Origin of the sequence: Rhodanobacter sp. 7MK24 (assembly GCF_014842995.1) — a bacterium.
Taxonomy (GTDB): domain Bacteria; phylum Pseudomonadota; class Gammaproteobacteria; order Xanthomonadales; family Rhodanobacteraceae; genus Rhodanobacter_A.
On the sequence record NZ_JACYXL010000002.1, the window covers coordinates 194,980 to 215,974 of the forward strand.

At 65.5% G+C, this 20,995-nt stretch carries 17 protein-coding genes and 1 pseudogene; 9 read left to right on the plus strand and 9 right to left on the minus strand.

Features of this window, described 5'->3' with window-relative positions:
• Positions 1-481 precede the first annotated feature (481 nt).
• Entirely contained in the window at positions 482-2,731 is a 2,250-nt protein-coding gene (locus tag IHE49_RS05710; protein WP_225578203.1) for an EAL domain-containing protein, read from the minus strand.
• Positions 2,732-2,858: 127 nt separating this feature from the next.
• On the opposite strand from IHE49_RS05710, the gene IHE49_RS05715 reads away from it, so the two are divergent.
• From IHE49_RS05715 to IHE49_RS05725, 3 genes are all read left to right on the plus strand, one after another.
• The gene (locus IHE49_RS05715) at positions 2,859-4,028 is read left to right on the plus strand and encodes a GGDEF domain-containing protein (protein WP_192155796.1); all 1,170 of its coding nucleotides are present in this window, start codon (positions 2,859-2,861) and stop codon (positions 4,026-4,028) included.
• A 127-nt stretch (positions 4,029-4,155) separates the two neighbouring features.
• Positions 4,156-6,021, plus strand: coding sequence for a M1 family metallopeptidase (locus IHE49_RS05720; protein ID WP_192155798.1), 1,866 nt, complete (start codon positions 4,156-4,158; stop codon positions 6,019-6,021).
• 73 nt (positions 6,022-6,094) lie between these two features.
• The gene (locus IHE49_RS05725) at positions 6,095-7,081 is read left to right on the plus strand and encodes an alpha/beta fold hydrolase (RefSeq protein ID WP_225578204.1); all 987 of its coding nucleotides are present in this window, start codon (positions 6,095-6,097) and stop codon (positions 7,079-7,081) included.
• A gap of 87 nt (positions 7,082-7,168) precedes the next feature.
• Here the strand turns inward: IHE49_RS05725 and IHE49_RS05730 are convergent, their stop codons facing one another.
• From IHE49_RS05730 to IHE49_RS05760, 7 genes are all read right to left on the minus strand, one after another.
• Positions 7,169-8,254: a hypothetical protein gene (locus IHE49_RS05730; protein ID WP_192155800.1), complete on the minus strand. Its 1,086-nt coding sequence runs from the start codon at positions 8,252-8,254 to the stop codon at positions 7,169-7,171.
• Between the two features lie 222 nt (positions 8,255-8,476).
• A complete protein-coding gene (locus tag IHE49_RS05735) occupies positions 8,477-9,175 on the minus strand; it encodes a TorF family putative porin (protein ID WP_192155802.1) in 699 nt (232 codons plus the stop codon).
• 10 nt (positions 9,176-9,185) lie between these two features.
• Complete coding sequence (locus tag IHE49_RS05740) at positions 9,186-10,460, minus strand: S8 family serine peptidase (protein ID WP_192155804.1); 1,275 nt, start codon at positions 10,458-10,460, stop codon at positions 9,186-9,188.
• Positions 10,457-11,089, minus strand: coding sequence for a zf-HC2 domain-containing protein (locus tag IHE49_RS05745; RefSeq protein WP_192155805.1), 633 nt, complete (start codon positions 11,087-11,089; stop codon positions 10,457-10,459). The genes IHE49_RS05740 and IHE49_RS05745 overlap by 4 nt, the downstream gene beginning before the upstream one ends.
• The gene (locus IHE49_RS05750) at positions 11,086-11,679 is read right to left on the minus strand and encodes a sigma-70 family RNA polymerase sigma factor (protein ID WP_192155807.1); all 594 of its coding nucleotides are present in this window, start codon (positions 11,677-11,679) and stop codon (positions 11,086-11,088) included. Before IHE49_RS05750 ends, IHE49_RS05745 begins: the two co-directional genes overlap by 4 nt.
• 222 nt (positions 11,680-11,901) lie before the next feature.
• Positions 11,902-12,516, minus strand: coding sequence for a GNAT family protein (locus IHE49_RS05755; RefSeq protein ID WP_192155810.1), 615 nt, complete (start codon positions 12,514-12,516; stop codon positions 11,902-11,904).
• Complete coding sequence (locus IHE49_RS05760) at positions 12,513-12,719, minus strand: DUF465 domain-containing protein (RefSeq protein WP_192156088.1); 207 nt, start codon at positions 12,717-12,719, stop codon at positions 12,513-12,515. The genes IHE49_RS05755 and IHE49_RS05760 overlap by 4 nt, the downstream gene beginning before the upstream one ends.
• Positions 12,720-12,826: 107 nt before the next feature.
• Between IHE49_RS05760 and ttcA the strand changes: the two are divergent.
• From ttcA to IHE49_RS05780, 4 genes and pseudogenes are all read left to right on the plus strand, one after another.
• Positions 12,827-13,624, plus strand: a pseudogene (ttcA, locus tag IHE49_RS05765) (tRNA 2-thiocytidine(32) synthetase TtcA); the annotation flags it as partial.
• 263 nt (positions 13,625-13,887) lie between these two features.
• Positions 13,888-15,090 (plus strand): amino acid aminotransferase, encoded by a 1,203-nt coding sequence (locus tag IHE49_RS05770; protein WP_192155814.1) that lies wholly within the window; start codon positions 13,888-13,890, stop codon positions 15,088-15,090.
• 66 nt (positions 15,091-15,156) lie between these two features.
• Positions 15,157-16,074, plus strand: coding sequence for a recombination-associated protein RdgC (locus IHE49_RS05775; protein ID WP_192155816.1), 918 nt, complete (start codon positions 15,157-15,159; stop codon positions 16,072-16,074).
• 255 nt (positions 16,075-16,329) lie between these two features.
• A complete protein-coding gene (locus IHE49_RS05780) occupies positions 16,330-17,100 on the plus strand; it encodes a YgjP-like metallopeptidase domain-containing protein (protein ID WP_192155818.1) in 771 nt (256 codons plus the stop codon).
• 123 nt (positions 17,101-17,223) lie between these two features.
• On the opposite strand, the gene IHE49_RS05785 is transcribed toward IHE49_RS05780, so the two are convergent.
• Entirely contained in the window at positions 17,224-17,682 is a 459-nt protein-coding gene (locus IHE49_RS05785) for a nuclear transport factor 2 family protein (protein ID WP_225578206.1), read from the minus strand.
• A gap of 261 nt (positions 17,683-17,943) precedes the next feature.
• Between IHE49_RS05785 and IHE49_RS05790 the strand changes: the two genes are divergently transcribed.
• Together IHE49_RS05790 and IHE49_RS05795 are read left to right on the plus strand one after the other, a co-directional pair.
• Entirely contained in the window at positions 17,944-18,630 is a 687-nt protein-coding gene (locus IHE49_RS05790) for a carboxypeptidase regulatory-like domain-containing protein (RefSeq protein ID WP_192155820.1), read from the plus strand.
• Between the two features lie 4 nt (positions 18,631-18,634).
• On the plus strand, positions 18,635-20,980 hold the full coding sequence (locus tag IHE49_RS05795) for an EAL domain-containing protein (protein WP_192155822.1): 2,346 nt from the start codon (positions 18,635-18,637) through the stop codon (positions 20,978-20,980).
• The last annotated feature ends 15 nt before the right edge of the window (positions 20,981-20,995 follow it).

Here is a 20,995-nt window from a genome sequence, read left to right on the forward strand (position 1 = left end):
GGTGGCGCGAACCAGCCGCTTTCGGGGCTCTCCACGCCCGCGATCGCCCATGCTGCAAGCGGTCCGTGCACAAGGCTGCCCGCTCCTTTGAACCGCGCTACAGAAGTTGTGCGAATTGCCTGACCAGCGCCAGGATGGCGAGTGTGAAAGCCCCGGCTTCCAGACATCCCGCGGTGTGGCCGCTCGCCTGTCGGGTAGACGGGAATGCCCGCGGTCCCCGATGCGGCTTGCCTGCGGCTCCGGCGGATTGAACCCGGCCGTTCCTGGCTCCTTCCCTGACTTCGAGCATCCGTCGGGCCGGCTTCGCCATTCGCCACCGCTCCCGCGTTGGCCAGCGAAGAAAAGGAACTCGGACGCTGGCAGGCATCCGAAATCGTCCTGCTACCTGCAGAAAAGCAGAGCGCCCATGTCCCAAGCAGCTGCTGGGTGAACCGGAGGATTGGACAGACTCCAAATCGGCTACCCGCAACCCGATAGATGGCTACGGCTGAACCGGCATCGCATCGTTCCCCACCGCTGACGGCGCCGGCAGCGTGCGCTCGTATTCGGCCAGCCAGCGCCGAAAGCCCGCATCATCGACCGGCCGGCAGATCAGGTAACCCTGCAAGCCGTCGCAACCCAGCGCCACCAGCACTTGCCGCTGCGCTTCCGTTTCCACGCCTTCGGCCACGGTGGCGATGTCAAGGCGATGCGCCACGTCGACAATGAAACTGGCCAACGGGTCGGTATCGGTAGGAGCCAGTCCGCTGACAAAGGCGCGGTCGATCTTGATGACGTCGAGCGGCAATCGCTGCAGATAGCTCAGCGAGGAATAGCCGACGCCGAAATCGTCCAGCGCAAGATGGAAGCCGGCGCCAACCAGACGCTGCAGCATCGCCAGCGTGCCCTCGAAATCCTGCAGCAAGGCGCTCTCGGTCAGCTCCAGCGTGAGCTGTCCGGGCACAATGCCGGCGGCGCGCACCTGCTGTTCCAGCTGCATCGCAAAATGCGGATGCGCCAACTGCCATGCGCTGACGTTGATCGCGAGCCGCCCGTGGAAGGCCACGCTGTCACGCTCCCAGGCCTTGAGCCGCGCGCAGGCTTCGGCGATCACCCAGGCGCCCAGCGCGTGGATCAGGCCGGTTTCCTCGGCCAACGGGATGAACACCCCCGGTGGCAACTCGCCGTGTTGCGGGTGGCGCCAACGCAGCAGCGCCTCGGCGCCCAGCAGGCGGCCGTCGCGATCCAGCTGCGGCTGGAAATGCAGGGCGAGCTGCCCCTGCCCGGCGTCGCTTTCCAGCGCTTCGCGCAAGCCGCGCTCCAGCAACAGGCGGGTGTCCGCCTCTTGCTGCATCGGTGCCTCGAACAGACGCACCATGCTGCGCCCGGCGGCCTTGGCGCGATACAACGCGATGTCCGCACGGCGCAGCAGGTCGGCAACGCCGGCCTCGCCGTCGGGAAACATCGCCATGCCCACGCTGGCACCTACCGCAAGCATGCGGCGATCCACCGCTACCGGTTCGGCGAGGCGCACGATCAACTGCTCGGCCAACAGCTGCGCCTGCTCCCGCGCCTCGGCCAGCGTACGGGACAGCGGCCCCAGCAGCAGCACGAATTCGTCGCCGCCGAGCCGCGCCAGCATGGACTGCGGCGGCGCGCCTGCAAGCAGGCGGTCGGCCACCGCCTCCAGCAGACGATCGCCGACCAGATGGCCCAGACCGTCGTTGATGGTCTTGAAGTTGTCCAGGTCGATCAGCAACAGCGCGCCGCAACCGCCCTGCGCCTGCGCTTCGTCGCGCACGCTTTCGAGGTGGTCGAGCAGGCGGGTACGGTTGGGCAGCCCGGTGAGGCTGTCCTGGTAGGCGAGATGCAGCAGCTTGTGCTCAGCCGCACGGCGGGTCTGCTCCTCGATGTCCAGCCGTCGCCTGACGAACTCCAGTTGCCGCGTCTGCTGGCGCAACTGCGCTGCCAGCGACAGGCTCATCAGCAGCACGAAAGGCAGGAAGGCAAAAGCATCAAGGTACGGCGAGCGCACGCCAAACACATCGATGGCGATGTCTCCCCACAGCAACGCCGCGAATTCGATGGCGAGGCAGATACCCAACAACAAGGCCTGCATGGATTCGCCCCGTCGCCACTGCCGCCACGCCCGGCCAAGCGCCCAGGCGAACATCAGGTAGGTACCGGCGTGGAACAACCAGCCCCAGACCGACACGGTGCCATTGAGCCGATACAGTCGCTCGCCCCAGGGCAGCGTCATCGCCTGGCCGGCCCGCACTTCGCTGAAGAACAGCGTTGCCGGCATGCTCAGATTGATGCAGAAGAAAAGCAGCAGTACTGCGCACAGCGCCAGCACGGTGCGCCAGCCTGTGGTGTCGCCGGTATAGCCGCGAATAAAGAGAACGAACGGCAGGAACGACAGCACCGCCGCGCTGATCGTCCAGCGTATGCCCGCCACGGCATAGGCCAGATTGCCGGCATCGTTCTGGTAGACGTTGCCCAGTGCCAGTGCCGCGATCAGGACGCACAACGACGCATAGGACAGATGGACCGTGCTGCGTCGTTGCCACAGGCCGATCACCGTGTACTGCACACCCGAGGCAAACGCGATGCCGGCCACGGCGATCAGCGCGACCGAGAAACCGCCCAGCTCAGGCAAATACGCCCCATCAAGCATGGCCGCCCCTGTTCCCTTGCCAATGCCCAGCTTGCGCCAACCATCACCGCAAAGAAAGCCGTACGACTTATACATCTTGCTGCTTGCATTTTGCGAAAGCGCAGATCCAGACTGGCCGCGTGTTCGTGCAAGCGTTCAGGGGACGCCGAACCGGCCCGTTGACCGGCCTGGCGAAGCGGCGAGCCTGCCGGGGGAGGGTGCCATGTTGTCGCATCAGGCCATTCACGCGATCGGCGCCGCGGTCTATCTCGTCTTCTGTGCGCTGTTCCTGTGGCTGCGTGGCATCCCGCGCACCAATCCGGGCGCGGGATGGTGGGCGACGGCTCTGCTGTTCGCCTGCGCCGGCCACGTGGAATACCTGCTGCAGCTCTTGTCCGATGCGGGGCCGCCTACCGAAGCGGTTTATGCCGCCTTGAAGGTGCTGGAAGCGGCCTGCCTGGTCGCCGGGATGATCCGTTGTTTCCGGCTCAGCTTCGACCTGCGCCTGGTTGCGCTGGCGTCGTTCGCGATAGAGGCGTGGATATGGTTGGGCCTTCTCCACGGCGCCACGCCGGATTCGCGCGGACTGACCCTGGTAGGCGTCAGCGTGCTCGTGCAGCTGGCCACTGCCTGGATCGCCCTGCGGTTCCGCGACGAACTCAACGCCCGCTGGATGACCGTCGCCGGCGCGGCCAGCCTCCTACTGGCGCTGCATTGGGCGCTGGTCTACCCGATCATCGCGTGGTTTCCCGTCTGGTCGTCGCGCGGCTTCCTGCTGGGCGTGGGGCTGACGCTGGTGCAGTACTTCGCCCTGCTCGCCGCGCTGTTGCGCAGCTTCCAGCAACGCCTGCTGCTGGCCGAATCCAGCGCGCTGGACATGGCCTTCCGCGATCCGCTCACCGGCTTGAACAACCGGCGCTACATGAATTCGTTGTTCGATAACGCGCTGCTGCTGGCCACCCGCCCCCACCATCTGGTGGCGGTGCTGTGCATCGACCTCGACGACTTCAAATCCATCAATGACCAGGCCGGCCATATGGCCGGCGATGAAGTATTGAAAGTGGTGGCGGAGCGGCTCACCCATGCCACCCGCAGCACCGACATCTGCGCCCGCCTGGGTGGCGATGAATTCGTGGCGATCTGCACCCAGCTCGACCAGCCGGAGCAGGCCCATGCCATTGCCAGCAAACTGCTGAAGGCGCTGGCCGAACCCATCGTGGCCGCGGAGCGCGCATGGGCCATGCAAGCCAGCATAGGCATCAGCTTCTACCCACGGCACGGGCACACCCTGACCGAACTGCTGGAGCATGCCGACCGGGCGATGTACGAGGTCAAGCACGCAGGCAAACACGGCTATCGGATCTACCCTGAGCAAGCCATGGCCGGAGGGTGACAGGACTTTCGCCACGGTTTGCCCTCCTGAAAGCATGCTCGCGATCTACTCGTGGCTCGCGGGGAGATCGTGAACAGCCTCCGAGTGCAATGGCATACTTGGACCTTTCGGCTCCAGAGTACCTGCCATGCGCCTGCTCCCCGCCCTAGCCTTCGGCGCGCTCGCGCTGCCGCTGGCCGCCCACGCCAACGACCCGCACTCCTACGCCCAGCCCGACCAGGTGGTGGTGACCCATCTCGATCTCGACCTGAAGATCGACTTCCCGCACAAGCAGCTCGATGGCGTGGCCACGCTGAAGCTGGATTGGAAGAATCCCAAGGCACCTGCGCTGGTGCTGGACACGCGCGCCCTGTCGATCGACTCGGTGGCTGCAGTGGATGCCAGCGGCAACACCCAGCCGCTGAAGTACGCACTGGCGCCGGCCGACCAGGAACTGGGAAGCAAGCTCACCATCGAGGCGCCAGCGCATCCCGCGCAGGTGCGCATCACCTACGTCACCTCGCCCGAGGCCTCCGGTCTGCAATGGCTGCTGCCCGCGCAGACGGCGGACAAGAAGCTGCCCTTCATGTTCTCGCAGTCCGAATCCATCCACGCGCGCTCGTGGGTGCCGCTGCAGGATTCGCCGGCGATCCGCTTCACCTACGACGCCCACGTCGCCGCACCGAAGGACGTGCGCGTGGTGATGAGCGCGCTGAACGATGCGAAGCATCCGCTGGACGGCGACTTCAAGTTCGACCAGCCGCATGCGATCCCGTCCTACCTGCTTGCCATCGCCGCGGGCGACATCGCGGTGAAGGAAACCGGGCCGCGTTCGGCGGTGTATGCCGAGCCCTCCGTGGTGGACAAGGCCGCCAGCGAGTTCGCCGACACCGAGAAAATGATCGAGACCGCGGAATCGCTGTACGGTCCCTACCGCTGGGGGCGCTACGACCTCCTGGTGCTGCCGCCGTCCTTCCCCTTCGGCGGCATGGAAAACCCGAACATGACCTTCGCCACGCCCACCATCATCGTGGGCGACAAGAGCCTGGTCAGCGTGATCTCGCACGAGCTGGCGCACTCGTGGTCGGGCAACCTGGTAACCAGCGCCGCGTGGCGCGACATTTGGCTCAACGAAGGCTTTACCACCTACGTGCAGGGCCGCATCACCGAGGCGCTGTACGGCAAGCGCCAGAGCGACGAGGAGGCACTGCTGTCCGCCCGTGCGCTGCAGAAATCCATCGCCCACATGCCCGCCAACTCGCAGAAGCTGGCGCCCGAGCCGCGCGGCGTGGGCGCCGACGACGCGCTTTCCGACGTGGCCTACGACAAGGGTTCGTGGTTCCTGCGCACGCTGGAGCAGAAGTTCGGCCGCGCGGATTTCGATGCCTACCTGAAGGGTTACTTCGACCACTTCGCCTGGCACAGCATCACCACCGAACAGATGCTGGCGTGGCTCAAGCCCAACCTGATCGACAAGTACCCCGGCAAGATGAGCTGGGACGAAGTGCAGGCCTGGGTGTACGGCACCGGCATCCCGAAGGACGCACCGCTGCCCGACTCGCCACGCTTCGACACCATCGACAGGCGGCGCACAGCCTTCCTCGCCGGCACCCTGGCCGCCGTGCAGCTAGGCGCCAAGGACTGGAATACGCAGGAGTGGATGTACTTCCTCGACCGCCTGCCCGACGTGCCCACGCTGTCGCAGGTACAAGCCATCGACGCCGCCTGGCACCTCACCGGCACGCACAATGCCGAGATCGGCATGCGCTGGTACGTGCACGCCATCGCCGCCGGCGACAAGGACGTGTGGCCTGCCGCCGCCGAACACATGACCCGAATCGGGCGGCTCTACCTCACGATGCCGGTGTACGGCGCGTTCGCCAGGACACCGGAAGGCCTGTCCTATGCCGAACAGGTCTACGCCAAGGCGAAAGATGGTTACCACCCGATGACGCAGCAGGCGATCGGGCGCTTGTTCGCGAAGGCGAAGGAAAAGCAGGCGGCTGCGAAGTAAGTTCGCCCACTCCCCCGATTCGCCGTCCCGTCAAAGGCGGGATGGCGAATCACCCGCTCCGTGAGTTCACATCATGCCCAACACCGACATCCCCGCCCGCCCGCTCTGGAAGCGCATGCTCATCCGCCGGCTGAAGTTCCTCGCCATCGTGGTGGTGGTGCTGGGCGTGCTGCTGGGTGGCAGCTACCTGTTCGCGCCGCAGTGGCTGCTGCGCGCCAACTACGCGCGCGAGGCGATGGCCGCGCACCTGGACAAGAAATCGGTGCAGGCCGGCGACACGCGCTGGTCGTACTACGAGGGCGGCAGCGGTCCCACCATCGTGCTGCTGCACGGCTTTGCCGACAGCAAGGAAGTGTGGTTGGACATGGCCAAGCAGCTCACGCCGCACTTCCACCTCGTCATCCCCGACCTGCCGGGCTGGGGCGAGTCCTCGCGCGACATGGCCGCGAACTACGGCATCGACGCGCAAGCGGTGCGCCTGCAAACCTTCGTGCAGACGCTGGGCCTCGATCGTTTCCTGCTGGCAGGGCACTCGATGGGCGGCGCCATTGCCGGCACCTATGCCGCCGAACATCCCGAGCACGTGAGCGCGTTGGCGCTGCTGGACAGCTTCGGACTGAAGTTCAACGAAAACGCCTTCGCGCGCGAGTCGCTGGCCGGCAAGGACCCGTTTGCGTTTTCAGACCGCGCAGGCTTCTGGCGCGCCACCGACCTCGTGCTCGCCAAGCGGCCCGATATTCCCGGCCGCTTCGTGGATGCACTGGTCGCGCGCAACGTGGCGGATCACGCCTTCATCGCCAAGGTGTTCGACGAGCTGCGCGAACCTTCGCAATACCTCGCCCTGCAGAACCGCCTCGGCCAGCTCACGATGCCGGTGCTGGGCCTGTGGTGCAACGGCGACAAGGTGATCGACATCTCCGCCCAGGACAGCCTGCGCAATGGCCTCGTCCACGCCAACGCCATCAGCACCAGCACGCTGATCGGCTGCGGCCACATGCCGGAGCTGGAAAAGCCCGACGAAACCGCGCAGATCCTCACCGGGTTCGCGCTGTCGCACTGAAACCGCGGCTCTGCATCGCAATGCCATGAAACCAGGCCCCCGGCAAACGGGGGCCTGGCGCTTCAGGGCCTTCACCCGGTCACGGTTTCAGTATCCGAACGGTGGCGTCAGTCCGGTGAAATCGCCGATCTCCTTGGCATCGTAGGGCCCATTGAGCTGGTTGTAGCCACTGCCGGGCATGTTCAACGCTCCTTGCGTGAACACCGTCTTCCCCAGCCTGTTCACCTCGATCACGCGGTCGTTGAACTGGTCGCTGATCAGCGTGTCACCGTTCCGCAGTCGCACTGCCCGGGTAGGCAGCGGCGCCGGATTGCTGCCGGTCTCTGCGTTGGTGAAGTACTGCCATACTGGCTTGTCGTTGCCGTCCACTTCGACGATGCGGTTGTTGTTGGAGTCGGTGATCAAGGTGTCGCCGTCGGGCAGCCGGCTGGCGAACGCCGCGCCGCTCACCGTGCCTTGCGCAGTGAACTGCTTCACCAGTTGTCCGTCTTTGGTGACCTCGATCACCCGGTTGTTGCTCTCGTCGGCGATCAGGATGTGACCGTTGGCCAGCACCTCGGCGCTGTTCGGGTTGTTGAGCTGGTTCGGCCCGTCGCCGCTGACGCCGGTGCTGCCGTATTGCCACACGATCTGCTTGCGCAGGTTGACCAGGATGACGCGCTGGTTGGCCTGGTCGGCAATCAACACGTGCGACCCGTAGTGATCCGGAAAGCTGACCAGGAACAAGGCCTGCACCGGCGTGTTGAGCTGGTCGGGCCCGGCCCCACCCACGCCGGCCTGACCGTACTGCCAGAGGATGTCGCCGTTGTGATCGACGATCAACACACGGTTGTCGGGGCAACCGTTCACGGTGTCGCTGCAACCGGGCAGGCCCGGCGGCGTGCCGGTACCGGAGATCAGGGTGAGCGAGCCGAAGCGCTCGGCATCGTTGGTGCCCACGACGCTGTGCGGACCCGGCAAGTCGGAGCCGTTGCCGAACCGCCACACCACCAGGTGTGTCTGGCGATTGATTTCAACGACGCGGTTGTTGAACTGGTCGGCGACGAGGATGTTGCCATCGTCGTCCTGGGCAGCTGCCGTCCTTGCATACAAGCTGCCCGCGGCCACCCCGGCGACAAGCAAGGCCAGTGCGAGACGCCGCATGATCGGTGCGGAAATCAGGATGCGTACCATGGGGATTCCTCCGTTCGGGTTGCATGACAAAAGAGGGCTGCCCGCACCGCGCGGCAGGCGCGATGCGCAACCGGGAGTCCTGCGTGAAGACGAGCGAATCCCTGCCGCGGAGCAGCCTCCCGTCCTTGCCGTATTGCCCATCCCACCTTCGTCTGATCGGCGGACGGGCGCTTTGGATGCCGTTACACCTGCCTCATGCAACGGCCATCCGGATCGAAAACCTCACCACGCATACGAAACGCCGAGCAGCCAGGCGGAGCGCCGCACGTCCGCACCTGCCGGATAGTCATAGACGAGGTCGTAGCCACGCGCGCCACGCACCGCAGTCCAGCTCAGCTGGATGTCCCAGGGTGCAAGCGCCAGGCCCAGCCCTCCGCGCATGTCGGTGCGGAACCGGCTGGTGTGATCGCTGGCCACGTCGCCACCGTGACGCAGGCATCCGACATGGCCGAAGAGATACCAGTGCTGCGTCAGCGCATGGCTGGTGTCGAGCTCGGCATACAGCGCAGCGGCTCCGAAACCGAAGTAATCCGGTGCGTAGTAGATGCGGCCCGTCAGTTGCCGATAGCTCAGGCCCGCATAGGCCTCCGTGTAGGCGTAGGATTCCGCCCCCGTGAACCGGCTGTAGCGCACGCCCGCGTCCCAGCTCCAGTCCGCGCCCAGGCGCCGGGCGTAGCCGGCATAGCCAAGCAACTGGACAGCATCCCGCGCATCGGCGCGTACGGTGGACATCATGCCTCCCTCGTACCAGCCGCTCGCCGGCTGGTCGTAGTCGATCGACAACTGGGCCGAAGGCTGTCCGTCGCTGAGGGAAACGCCGCGGAACTGGTAGTCCGACGCCAGCGTCGCGCTGGCTGCGACTTGCGCATGGGCTTGCGCCATGCACAGGAGGGCGGCCACGACGACGACGGTTCGCAACACGCAGGCGTTCTCATCGACGCGGCGCTCCCGTCGACGCACTCGCCGTGGCGCAGTCGCAGCTGCAACGCCCGCTCACCCGCACCACCGCCGCGCACGCGTCGATCACCGCTGGCCGCAGTGATGCGAAGCCTAGCGCGGCTCCCGTGTTCAGCGCGTCGTGCAGCGCGGCGGGGCCGACGCCGGGCGACGACGCACGCAGGAGCGCCACCAGCCCGCTGACTTCCGCCGCCGCGAACGATGTGCCAGTCACGAAATTCCAGCGCATGCCAGGCTCGGTGGTGGGGACATCCGCACCGGGAGCCTGCAGCTCATCCGGAATGACGGCCCGGCCTGTCTGCTCGTCGGCCACCGCCACCACGCCATGCAGCGAGGCCGGAAAACCGCCGTCCGTAGCCGTAGGGTCCACCGCGGCAACGACCGTGACGTGACGCGACAAGGCGACGTCCAGCAGCCGCTCCAGCAGGCGGTCGTGCGGACCGGCCAGGCTCAGGTTGAAGACCACGGCGCGGGTTTCCAGCGCGTATTGCAGCGCCTTGGCCAGAGTAAAGCTGTCGCAACTGGATGCGTCGCCATCCGCCGCCTGCCAGCACGCGCGCAAGGCCAGCAGGCGAGCACCAGGCGCCACACCGGCGATGCCCACGCCGTTGCCCTCGCGGGCGACGATGATGCCGGCCACTTCCGTCCCGTGCCGCTCGGCACGGTAGTCGCCGTCCCCGACGAAGTTGCGCGTCAGCGCCACCTGTCCGCCGAGGTCGGGGTTCGTGGTATCCACGCCGCTGTCGATCTCGGCAATGGTGATGCCCTTGCCGGTGCTGACGGCGTGCAACTCGGCGAGATGCCATTGGCTGGCCGTCGGCTGCAATGGATAGAGCGGGTCCGCCGCCCCCAGCACGTGGAAGCGTTGCACCGGCTCGGCCGACTCCACCCGTGCATCGCGCAACAGTGCCTGCAGCAGCTGCCGTGTCGAAGTGTTCGCCGGCGCCTGCATCACGAAGCAGTCCAGGCCCAGCGCCGGCATCGGCCAGCTGTCGAGGAGCCGCAGATCATGCTCATGTGCCAGCGCCTGCGCCATGCGCTTGCGCGCGACGGCTTCGGGTGCCACCTGGTAATCGCCACCCGCATAGCCGTCGCCTCCGCGCAGATGCGGCGCCGACATGCGCAGCATGACCAGCACCCGTGGCTGGGCCGCTGCGAAGCCCGGCTCCGACGCCGCGCTCCGGATCGGCGCGCAAACGGCGAGGCCGAGCGCGCAGCCCGTGATCAGGCGCGGCCAGAGGCGACTCATGGTTGACCGTCCGCTTCGAGGCCTTCCACCATCGTGACCTCGGGGGAGTCGCGCAGCATCCTGCGTGCCGCATCGATGTGCGCGTCGGGCACGCGCAGCAGATAGGCGCCGGCCGCGGTCGGACCATCCACGATGCGCGCATCGCCGGCACGCAACAGCTGGCGCAGCCGGGCTTCGCTGATGCGCGGATCGAACGCCACGACGAGCACCGAAGCTCTGACCGACGGCGCGCCAAGCGTGTGGTACGTCGCGTGCTGCTGGCGGAACGCCACGGCGCCAAGCCCGAGGATCAGCACGGCTTCCGCCGCTGCGAGCCATGCCAGCCGCCGACCGCGTTGCCGCCATACCGAAACCGGCGGGATGGGCATCACGGACGCACCCGTCGTGATGCGCCGGCGCAGACGACGCATCACGCGCGGCGCGTTGAACGCCACCGATTCGTCGCCCGGATATTCTTCCTGCAATGCACGCAGCCATGCAGCTTCGCGCCGGCACGTCGCGCACTCCGCAAGGTGCCGCTCCACCTGCGCGCGGTCGCCGTCCGCAAGGGTGCCATTGACCCACCAGGGCAGCAGGCGATCGGACTGTGCGTGGGTGGAGCCTTCGAACCTGATGACGCGACCCTTCATATGGCCTCCCTGTGCGCCGTCAGCCAGAGCTTGAGCTTGCGGCGCGCATGGAACATCCGCGTCTTCACGGTATCGACCGGACAGCCCACGATCTGCGCGATTTCGCGGCAGGCATAGCCGAAGTAATAGGTGAGTTCCATCACGGCGCGCTGCTCGGGCGACAGCGTCGCAAGCGCAACATCCAGGTGCGCGTGCAACTCCTGCTGCTGCAGCTCTTCCTCGGGCCCGGCGGCACCGGCAACTTCCGGGAGTTCACCCGTATCGAAGTCCACGGATACACCGTTGCGGCGCAATTTCTTCAACGCCTGCCGATAGGCGATCGCCAATATCCAGGTCGACACCTTGGAACCGTGGTTGAAGGTGTACGCCTTGCGCCACACCACCAGCATGGTGTCATCGAGGATCTCGTCGACCAGCGCCGGCTGTTTGGCGATGCCGCGGACGAAGCGTTGCAGGCGTGGGCTGTAAAGGCGGTACAGCTGCTCGAAGGCATCGGCATCCTCGGTGGCCACGCGACCGAGCAGGGCCACTTCCTCGCTTGCCGAAATGGCGCCCCAGCGTCCGCCCTTCTTCGCCCGACCGTCGTGCATGGCTGCTCCCGGAATCAACCGATCCCTGCATGCGTCCATACCCAGCCCGGCGATTCCGGTTCAATCGTTCCGCGACGGCGGCAGCCATGGCGCAAGAACGTCCGCACGGCCGGGCAGCGTCGAGGCTGCGCCACAAAGCGGAGTGCCGCAAGACCCTCCGCACTCCCTTACATGCAAATCCGGTGGAGAAAACAACCACGCACCCTTGCAATCACTGCCAAATCATCCGCGCATGGACGCATCGGCCAGCCGCGCCAGCCGCAGTTCCAGCCAACGGTCGACATCCGGCCACTCGCGATCGAGGATGGAATAGCACACGGTGTCGCGCAGGCTGCCGTCGGGGCGGCGTTTGTCGTTGCGCAGCACACCGTCGCGGTGAGCGCCAAGGCGTTCGATGGCGCGCTGCGAGTCGAGGTTGCGGTGGTCGGTATGCAACACCACCGCCGCGCAGCGCAGCGTATCGAAGGCATGCGCGAGCAGCAGGCGCTTGCAGGCGGTGTTGAGATGGCTCTTCTGCCAGCTTTTGGCATACCACGTGTAGCCGATGGCCACACGCGGCAATTCCGGCGTGACGTCGTAGTAGCGGGTGGTACCGACGATCTCGCCGCTACCCAGCTCGCGCACTGCGAACGGCAGCATGCTTCCGGCACGCTGCCCGGCCAGCGCCTTCTCCACGTAGGCGCCGGCTTCGCCGGGCGCGGGTGCGCTGGTGAACCACAGCTTCCACAGTTCGCCGTCGGCGGCGGCCGCTTCCAGCGCAGGGACATGGGCCAGGGTGAGCGGCTCCAGCGCGACATGTGCATCGCGCAGCAGAACGGGAGCGGCCAGGACGGTCATGCGTCGAGGTCGGGGATCAGATTGCTTTCCAGCCGTGCGATGTGGTCCTTCAGCAGCAGCTTGCGCTTCTTCAGACGGGTGAGCTGCAGCTCGTCGCGGCCGATCGCGGCGGCCAGTTGGCCGATGGCGGAGTCGAGGTCGCGGTGCTCCTGCCGGAGTTCGGCGAGCAGTCGGGCGGTTTCGGCTTGATCCTGTACCTGCATGGCGGGCGCGACGGTGCGGATGATGCCCGCTAGTGTAGCGCCGCCCGATGCAGCCTGAGCGGGCAGGTACAATGGTTGTCCTGCCGTCCGCCGTCCCGATGCCCGCCATGTCCGCGCTGCCCGAATCCACCGCCACGCCCGCCGCCGAGACGGAACGCCTCGCCACGCGACTGCGTCACCTCACCGGCAAGGCGGTCACGGATTTCCGGATGATCGAGGACGGCGACAAGGTGATGGTGTGCCTGTCCGGCGGCAAGGATTCCTACACCCTGCTGGACATGCTGCTGCAGCTGCAGGCGAAGGCGCCGGTGCGCTTCGAGCTGATCGCGGTGAACCTGGACCAGAAACAACCGGGGTTTCCCGAACATGTGTTGCCGGAATACCTGAGGTCGCGCGGCGTTCCGTTCCACATCATCGAGCAGGACACCTACAGCACGGTCACCCGGGTGATCCCGGCGGGCAAGACCATGTGCAGCCTGTGTTCGCGGCTGCGGCGCGGCTCGCTGTACACGTGGGCGGCGGCGAACGGCATCACCAAGATCGCGCTGGGCCACCACCGCGACGACATCCTGGCCACCTTCTTCCTCAACCTGTTCCACCAGGCCAGCCTGAAGGCGATGCCGCCCAAGCTGCGCTCGGACGACGGCCGCCACGTAGTGATCCGCCCGCTGGCGTATTGCCGCGAGAGCGAGATCGCCGAATACGCTGCTCTGAGGGAATTTCCCATCATCCCCTGCAACCTCTGCGGCTCGCAGGAGAACCTGCAGCGCAAGCAGGTGCGGCGCATGCTGGACGAATGGGAGCACGAACACCCCGGGCGCAGCGAGACGATATTCCGTGCGCTGGGCAATGTGGCTCCTTCGCAGCTGGCCGACCGCAAGCTGTTCGATTTCGAGGGATTGGGAGCCTGCCGGACGTTGGCCGATCGGGCAGCAAATCCGCCTGATGCGGCTTCGACTTCCGCCGAGTCTTGCCTTGTGCCATCGGCACAGGGCGGCAATCCGTCGAAAATCGATCCTCGCGCAGTCGAATTTTCGCCTCGATCGCCAACATCCGACCGGCTCCATGGCGCCGGCGGCAGCGAAATCTGACATCATTGGGTGTTCGTCCGTATGGACGTCCATACTTCCATTTGAGTTCCCCATTCAAAGCAGCAGCGAGAAAACACGTGTCCATCTTTGCTTCCGTTGAAATGGCGCCGGGCGACCCGATCCTCGGCCTCACCGAAACCTACCTGGCCGATCCGCGCAAGGAGAAGGTGAACCTTGGCGTGGGCATCTACGTGGACGAGCAGGGCAAGGTGCCGGTACTGGGCGCGGTGCGTCAGGTGGAACAGGCGCTTGCCCGCGACGACCAGCCGCGCAGCTACCTGCCCATCGATGGCCTGCCCGCGTACAACCGCGCGACGCAGAAACTGCTGTTCGGCGAGGGCGCGACCATCCTCGAAGCGGGCCGCGTGGCCACCGCGCAGACCATCGGCGGCAGCGGTGCGCTGCGTGTGGGTGCGGATCTGCTCAAGAAAGTGCTGGGCGCGAATGCGAAGCTGGCGATCAGCAATCCCAGCTGGGGCAACCACCACGTGGTGTTCCGCACCGCCGGCTTCCAGCTGATCGATTACCGCTATTACGACGACGCCAGCCATGGCCTCGATTTCGCCGGCATGCTGGAAGATCTCGGCAAGCTGGAACCCAGCACCGTGGTGCTGCTGCATGCCTGCTGCCACAACCCCACCGGCGTGGACCTGGACGCCGCGCAGTGGGCGCAGGTGGTGGCGCTGATGAAGGACCGCGGCTTGCTGCCCTTCGTCGACATGGCCTACCAGGGCTTCGACAAGAACTCCACCGACGATGCCCTCGCGGTGCGCCTGCTGGCGGATTCGGGCATTCCGGCCTTCGTGGTGGCGAACTCGTACTCCAAGTCGTTCTCGCTGTATGGCGAGCGCGTGGGCGCGCTGAGCTTCGTCGGCGCGGACCGCAGCGAGGCTGCGCGCCTGCTGTCGAACATCAAGACCACCATCCGTGCCAACTACTCCAGCCCCGCCACGCACGGCGGCAAGCTGGTGGCCGGCGTGCTGGAAAGTGCCGAACTGCGCGCGTTGTGGGAGCGGGAGCTGGGCGAAATGCGCGGCCGCATCCACGCGATGCGTGCGGCCTTCGTGGACAGGCTTGCCGCGTTGGGCGCACCGGACTTCGGCTTCATCAACAAGCAGGCCGGCATGTTCTCTTACTCGGGTCTGAGCAAGGCGCAGGTGGATCGCCTGCGCGAGGAATTCGCCATCTACGCGCTTTCCACTGGCCGGATTTGCGTGGCCGCGCTCAACACCGGCAATATCGACTACGTGACCAGGGCTATCGCTGCTGTCTGCCGCTGATCCCGCTGGTTTGTCGTTCCGCGAACGGCCGCCGCAAGGCGGCCTTCGCATCTGCATGGATATCCAATGTTCTTCCGCAACCTCACCCTGTTCCGTTTTTCCCCTGCCGTTGCCGACGACCTGAAGCGCCTAGATGAAGCGCTGGGCGAACACCGCCTGCGTCCTTGCGGTCCGCTGGAGATGTTCACCAAGGGTTTCGTGCCGCCGGTCGGCCGTGGCGAGGAAGCCGCCCTCACCCATGCAGTGAAGCACTGCACATGGCTCACCGTGGGTGGCGAAGACAAGTTGCTGCCCGCTGCCGTGGTCAACGACGAGTTGCAGCGCAAGGTGCGCAAGATCGCCGAAGAGGAAGGCCGCAAGGTGGGCGGGCGCGAACGCAAGCGGCTCAAGGAAGATCTGCTCACCGAGCTGCTGCCGCGCGCCTTCGTGCGCAGCTCGCGGCTCTCCGCCTATGTGGACACGCGGCACGGCTGGCTGGTGCTGGACACCTCCAGCCGCAAGAGTGCCGAGAACGCGCTCAGCCAGATCCGCGAGGCGCTGGGCAGCTTCCCCGCCGTGCCGCTGGCGCCGGAGGAAGGTCCGCGCGTGCTGATGACCGACTGGCTCGCCAACGGCACGCTGCCCGCCGGCCTCGCGCTGGGCGACGAGGTGGAACTGCGCGACCCGGCCACCGCCACCGGCGCCATCGCCAAATGCCGCCGCCAGGATCTCGATGCGGAAGAGGTGAAAGAGCACCTGCGCAACGGCAAGCAGGTGTTCCAGCTCGGCCTGGTGTTCGACGATCGCATGAGTTTCGTGCTGGGCGAGGACCTGATCGTGCGCAAGCTGAAATTCCTCGACGTGGTGACGGAAGAACTGGGCGACAGCCACGAGGATGCCGCCGCCGAGGCCGACGCCGGGTTTGCCCTGCTCACGCTGGAACTGGAGCGTTTGCTGGCCAAATTGGAGGAATGGTTCGGCCTACCGCGTCCCGCCGACGCGTGAGATTGGGCTCGGACAAGGGTTTGCGGGCACCATGACCCGCGGCCCTTGCGTCAGGGCGTAGTCCTCCCCCCATACTGTCCATCCGGGCTCTCGCCAACCCATGGCGGCGCCCGCGGCACAGGGACGGGCCGCGCGCGGTCAAGCACGCAAGTGCCTGATCCGCGACAGCGAGACCGGACAGGTGCCGGACTCGCTGACTCGAACAATCGCCAGAAGGCGGCAGTTCGGGATTCCGGTTAGGCAGGCAGCAGGATCATGGCGCAGCATCTCGAAGGCGACTGGCTGGAACTGGCGACCGCAGGCGGCAACACCATCCGCGTGCTCAAGGCCGCCCATCCGCGCGCGCGGCGCCTGCGCCTCACGGTCACGGCCAGGGGCGCGCGCGTGACCTACCCCGACGGCACCCATCCGGCGCAGGTCAGCGCCTTCCTGCGCCACCACGCCGACTGGCTGGAACAGAAGCTCGACGAGCTCAACCTGGTCGTGAAACCCCTGCCGCCGCTGCGCGTTGGGCACGCCACCACGGTGTCGTTGCGTGGAGAGGAAGTCGCGCTGGATTGGGACGAAGGCGCCTATCCGAAGGTCGAGGCGTCCGCCGGCGGACTCACCCTGGTGATCCCGCGCCCGCACACCCGCGCCCTGCTGGTGGCGCGCGGCCTGCTGGCCTCGCATTTCGAAACGCTGATACGCCGAGACGTGTCGCGCTGGCTGGCGTTGTACGTGCCGCAGCTGGGCCTCGCACCCACCGCGTTGAAGGTGCGGCCGATGAAGAGCCTGTGGGGCAGCCTCGACACCCGCGACCGCATCAACCTCGACCTTGCCCTGGCCTTGGCGCCCCCCGCTGCGCTGCGCTACGTGCTGGTGCATGAGCTCTGCCACCTCAAGGTACGCAGTCACGCACCGCGCTTCTGGGCGCAAGTGGAACAATTGATGCCCGAGTGGCGCGAACAGCGCGACTGGCTGCGCACGCACGGCGCCACGCTGAAAGCGGAACTGGATCGGCTGGTCGCGGACGTGGCGGACTGAAGTGCTGGAGGCTAGCGATGGCGTAGCAGCACGCCATCGCATTGCCGATCAGGCCATCGCGCCGGGGTGTAAGCAAATGGCGCGCATGGCGGTCGCTTGAAGATCAAGCCATCCTCGGGCCGGTCAGCTCTGCGGCGGAAACCACACATGCCGGATCTTACCGTCTCGCACTTCGTATACCGCGACGGCCTCGGGCTGCCCCTTGCCCGGCGGAAGACCCATCAAACGCTCCTGGTCGACCACGACGAGGCCGTTGACGACGCGCTGGACGATCACCACGCGAAACTCCTTCGGTGCAGTCGCAAGAAAGGCATAACCGCGCTTCAGCGCTACGACGCCTGTAATCGCCGGACGTTTGCCGCCGAGGTCGGCGACGGTCACGTCATCGGCGTAGCAGGAGGCAAACGTGGCGACATCGTGCGCGTTGTAGGCGTCAACCTGCGCCTGGACAACCTCCGCCGGATCATTCGATTTGTTTGCGCATGCCAGAGCGGACAGCGGATGCAACAAGGCCAGCATGGAAACGGAAAGAATTCTGGTAACTGCAGACATGTGCTTCTCCGAAGTGGTGACGCGCATCATCGGACCCATTCGTAACCTGTGCCAGCGTTCGTTGAACTGTCCCCGTAGCAAATTGCCGGGCGGCTCAAGCGCTCCTGTCCAGACAATACGAGCCGCCAGGCATCACACGGAACGGTCCATATCAAACACACACCGGCAGCCCCTGAGGCGTCCGGCGCTTCAGATCCATATGCCCCTGCCGACAAATGTCTGGATGCCTTGGTCCGCGCTCCAATCGAGACTCAGAGATCAAAATCCGGCGATAAACCTCGGTTAGCCTGTATGGCGACCGTGGTAAACGATGTGGTGGGCTCAAGCAGGGGGCTGTCGATGAACCACTGGCGTTCGCGCGTGCTGTGTCTGTGCGCCTGGGGTGCCGCAATGGCCGCCCACGCCGGTTCCTTGACCGTGAAAATGGTCGATAGCCAGGGTCACCCCATCAGCGACGGAGTGGCGACCATCGACCGCGCCTACCAGCCATCGGCACCGAGCACGCACTACGTCGACCAGAAGAACGAGACCTTCATCCCGTATGTGGAAGTCGTGCATCCGGGTGACAGCGTGGTGTTCCGCAACAGCGACAGCACGCGTCACCATGTTTACACCTTCTCCCCGCTTGGCGCGTTCCAATTCATCCTGAGCCCGGGTGAAAGTTCGCCGCCGGTGGCCTTGAACCGCGCCGGCGTCATCGCGGTCGGCTGCAATATTCACGACCACATGATTGCGTATCTCGTGGTAGCTACTGACTTCGCGGAGGTCACCACGCAGAATGGCCAGGCGCATTTCGACGACCTGTCGCCTGGCCACTACACCGTCACGGTATGGCATCCGCAGCTATGGCCAGGCCGTCCGCCGATAAGGGCGGCCGTTGATGTTCCGGCCGAAGGCGCGACACAAGAACTGGCGTTCACGCTGAAACTCATGCCCGATCCGCGTCATTTCGTCGATCGGGAACATCTGGACTACTAGCGCGATGCGTATGGTCCTCGGCTTCCGCCTCCGCCTTGCGTTGTTCTTCGTCGGAATGCTGGCGGCGCTGCAGCTGATCACCGGCGCACTCGTCTATGGTGTGACGCGGCATGCGCTGATCGTGGATGGCGAGCGCCAGCTGGCCGCCAGCGCCAAGGCCTTCACTGCGCAGATGGAGGACGTTTCCGCGCGCATTGCGGGCAACGTGCGCGTCATTGCGCTGGATTTCGCGTTGCGCCAGGCCATTGCCCAGGGAGATCGCGGCACCGTGCTCTCGGTCCTGCACAATCATGGGCGCCGGGTAGGCGCTTCGCGGATGCAGCTCGTCAATATGGATGACACCATCGCCGCAGACACGGCTGACGGCCATGCCGATGGCAAGTTGTTTCAGTTTCCCGAATTGATCCAGCGAGCCTTCAATCAGCAGACCGCCGTGATGACCGCCGTGCAAGGGCACGTCTACTGGATCGTTGTCGTGCCCATCTACGCACCTCAGCCGGTGGGGCTGATCGTGGTCTATGTGCAGGTCGACGACGAACTGCTCGCACACATGCAAGAGCTGAGCACGTTGCGGCGCGATGTGGCGCTGGAAGTGCAAATGGCACCATCTCAGTGGCGTGCCGTGGCGCGAGGCGATCGATCCACGCCTTTCGCACGCGGGCTGGAACAGGTCACCGGTGATTTCCCCACCGAGCCTGGGTTGCGCCGAATCGCGCAGAGCGATTACATCGTCTTGGCGCAACCGCTTCAGCATCCCGACAACAGTGCGCCCGTCGTGGCGCTGTTTGGTTACTCGCTGGACGACGCACTACGGCCCTACCACAACCTTGTATTGGCCTGGTTGGCACTGCTCGCGCTGGGACTGGCTGCCGGCCTGCTGGGCATCTGGGTGATTGCACGCAACGTTTCGCGGCCGGTTGAGTGGCTGGCCACCGTGGCCAAGCGCATCGAGCAAGGCGACTATCACGTCCCGGCGCGCTCGAACCGACGAGACGAAATCGGCGCGCTGGCCAACGCCATCGGCACAATGGCGGCAGCCGTGCAGCAGCGCGAGGAACGCATCTATCACCAGGCAACACACGACGACGTAACAGGCCTCCCAAACCGCGCGTCGATCGAGGATGACATCGCGCGAGACATGGCCGGCAACGTGACGCGTGGCAGTTTGTTGATGATCGGCCTTACACGGAGGCTGGAGATCATCAAGACCATGGGGCATGCGCTGTGCGATCGCTTGATGCGCGAGGCTGGCGAGCGTATCCAGCGCGCCGCAGTCGGCGCCCAGGTCGCACGCGCCACCGATGGCAATTTCGCCGCATGGTTTGCGGGGAGCGATCCCGATGACGCTGTCAATGCAGCGAACCGCATTCTCGATGCACTTGCCATGCCTTATACGGAATCCGGGGTGAGCATCGACATGGGGCCTGCCATCGGCATTGCCCTCTACCCCACTCATGCTATCGCCGCCTTTGCATTGCTCCGTTACGCCGAAACTGCTCAGTTCGCTGCTGCCGGTTCGTCCAAGGCATGGGCGTTTTACGATGCATCGATCGACCCCCATCGCCCGGAAAGACTTTCACTGATGGGGGAGCTGCGTGAAGCGATCACGCAGGGCCACCTGGAGCTCTACTATCAACCCAAGTTGACGCTGGCGACGCGCCGCCTGGAGGGCGTGGAAGCTCTGGTGCGCTGGAATCATCCGCAGCGGGGCTTGATATCGCCTGACGTATTTATCGCCATGGCGGAGGACACCGGGAATATCCAGCACCTGACCCGCTGGGTGCTGGGTGCGGCGGTCACTCAGGCCAGTCGATGGCATGAGCAAGGTTTGAATCTGAGCATGGCGGTAAACCTCTCGGCTCATGATCTGGGCGATGTGGACCTTCCTAGATACCTTGCCGACCTGACCGATTTGCATCGTTTGCCGCACGCGCTGTTGACGCTGGAAATTACCGAGCGTGCGGTGATCGGGGAATTTGAATCGGCCTTGCGTGTGCTGCAGCAACTTGGCGAGCACGGCTTTCAGATTGCCATCGACGACTTTGGTGTAGGCCAATCGTCATTGTCATACCTGCACCGGCTTCCGGTCGACGAACTGAAGATTGACCAGAGCTTCGTCAAACACCTGATCGACGATGTCGATGACCGTGTCATCGTGCGTTCAATCGTGGAGCTCAGTCACAACCTCGGGTACAAGGTCACAGCAGAGGGCGTGGAGGACGAAGGTACGCTCCATTACCTGTCCTCGATCGCTTGCGATCACGCACAAGGTTTTTTTGTGGCAAGGCCGATGCAGGCCAGGGCGCTCCACGACTTCGTCGCCATCCAACTCGACAGCAGTGACGTATGAAAGTCCGTCGGCTGT

What these genes read in the sequence shown, in the direction of transcription:
- IHE49_RS05755 (WP_192155810.1), bottom strand. Translation starts at nt 12,516, where the DNA reads ATGACCGTCCTGGCCGCTCCCGTTCTGCTGCGCGATGCACATGTCGCG.
- IHE49_RS05760 (WP_192156088.1), bottom strand. Translation starts at nt 12,719, where the DNA reads ATGCAGGTACAGGATCAAGCCGAAACCGCCCGACTGCTCGCCGAACTC.
- IHE49_RS05795 (WP_192155822.1), top strand. Translation starts at nt 18,635, where the DNA reads ATGCGTATGGTCCTCGGCTTCCGCCTCCGCCTTGCGTTGTTCTTCGTC.
- IHE49_RS05750 (WP_192155807.1), bottom strand. Translation starts at nt 11,679, where the DNA reads ATGCACGACGGTCGGGCGAAGAAGGGCGGACGCTGGGGCGCCATTTCG.
- IHE49_RS05780 (WP_192155818.1), top strand. Translation starts at nt 16,330, where the DNA reads ATGGCGCAGCATCTCGAAGGCGACTGGCTGGAACTGGCGACCGCAGGC.
- IHE49_RS05710 (WP_225578203.1), bottom strand. Translation starts at nt 2,731, where the DNA reads ATGTATAAGTCGTACGGCTTTCTTTGCGGTGATGGTTGGCGCAAGCTG.
- IHE49_RS05715 (WP_192155796.1), top strand. Translation starts at nt 2,859, where the DNA reads ATGTTGTCGCATCAGGCCATTCACGCGATCGGCGCCGCGGTCTATCTC.
- IHE49_RS05720 (WP_192155798.1), top strand. Translation starts at nt 4,156, where the DNA reads ATGCGCCTGCTCCCCGCCCTAGCCTTCGGCGCGCTCGCGCTGCCGCTG.
- IHE49_RS05740 (WP_192155804.1), bottom strand. Translation starts at nt 10,460, where the DNA reads ATGAGTCGCCTCTGGCCGCGCCTGATCACGGGCTGCGCGCTCGGCCTC.
- IHE49_RS05775 (WP_192155816.1), top strand. Translation starts at nt 15,157, where the DNA reads ATGTTCTTCCGCAACCTCACCCTGTTCCGTTTTTCCCCTGCCGTTGCC.
- IHE49_RS05730 (WP_192155800.1), bottom strand. Translation starts at nt 8,254, where the DNA reads ATGGTACGCATCCTGATTTCCGCACCGATCATGCGGCGTCTCGCACTG.
- IHE49_RS05785 (WP_225578206.1), bottom strand. Translation starts at nt 17,682, where the DNA reads ATGATGCGCGTCACCACTTCGGAGAAGCACATGTCTGCAGTTACCAGA.
- IHE49_RS05745 (WP_192155805.1), bottom strand. Translation starts at nt 11,089, where the DNA reads ATGAAGGGTCGCGTCATCAGGTTCGAAGGCTCCACCCACGCACAGTCC.
- IHE49_RS05790 (WP_192155820.1), top strand. Translation starts at nt 17,944, where the DNA reads ATGGCGACCGTGGTAAACGATGTGGTGGGCTCAAGCAGGGGGCTGTCG.
- IHE49_RS05725 (WP_225578204.1), top strand. Translation starts at nt 6,095, where the DNA reads ATGCCCAACACCGACATCCCCGCCCGCCCGCTCTGGAAGCGCATGCTC.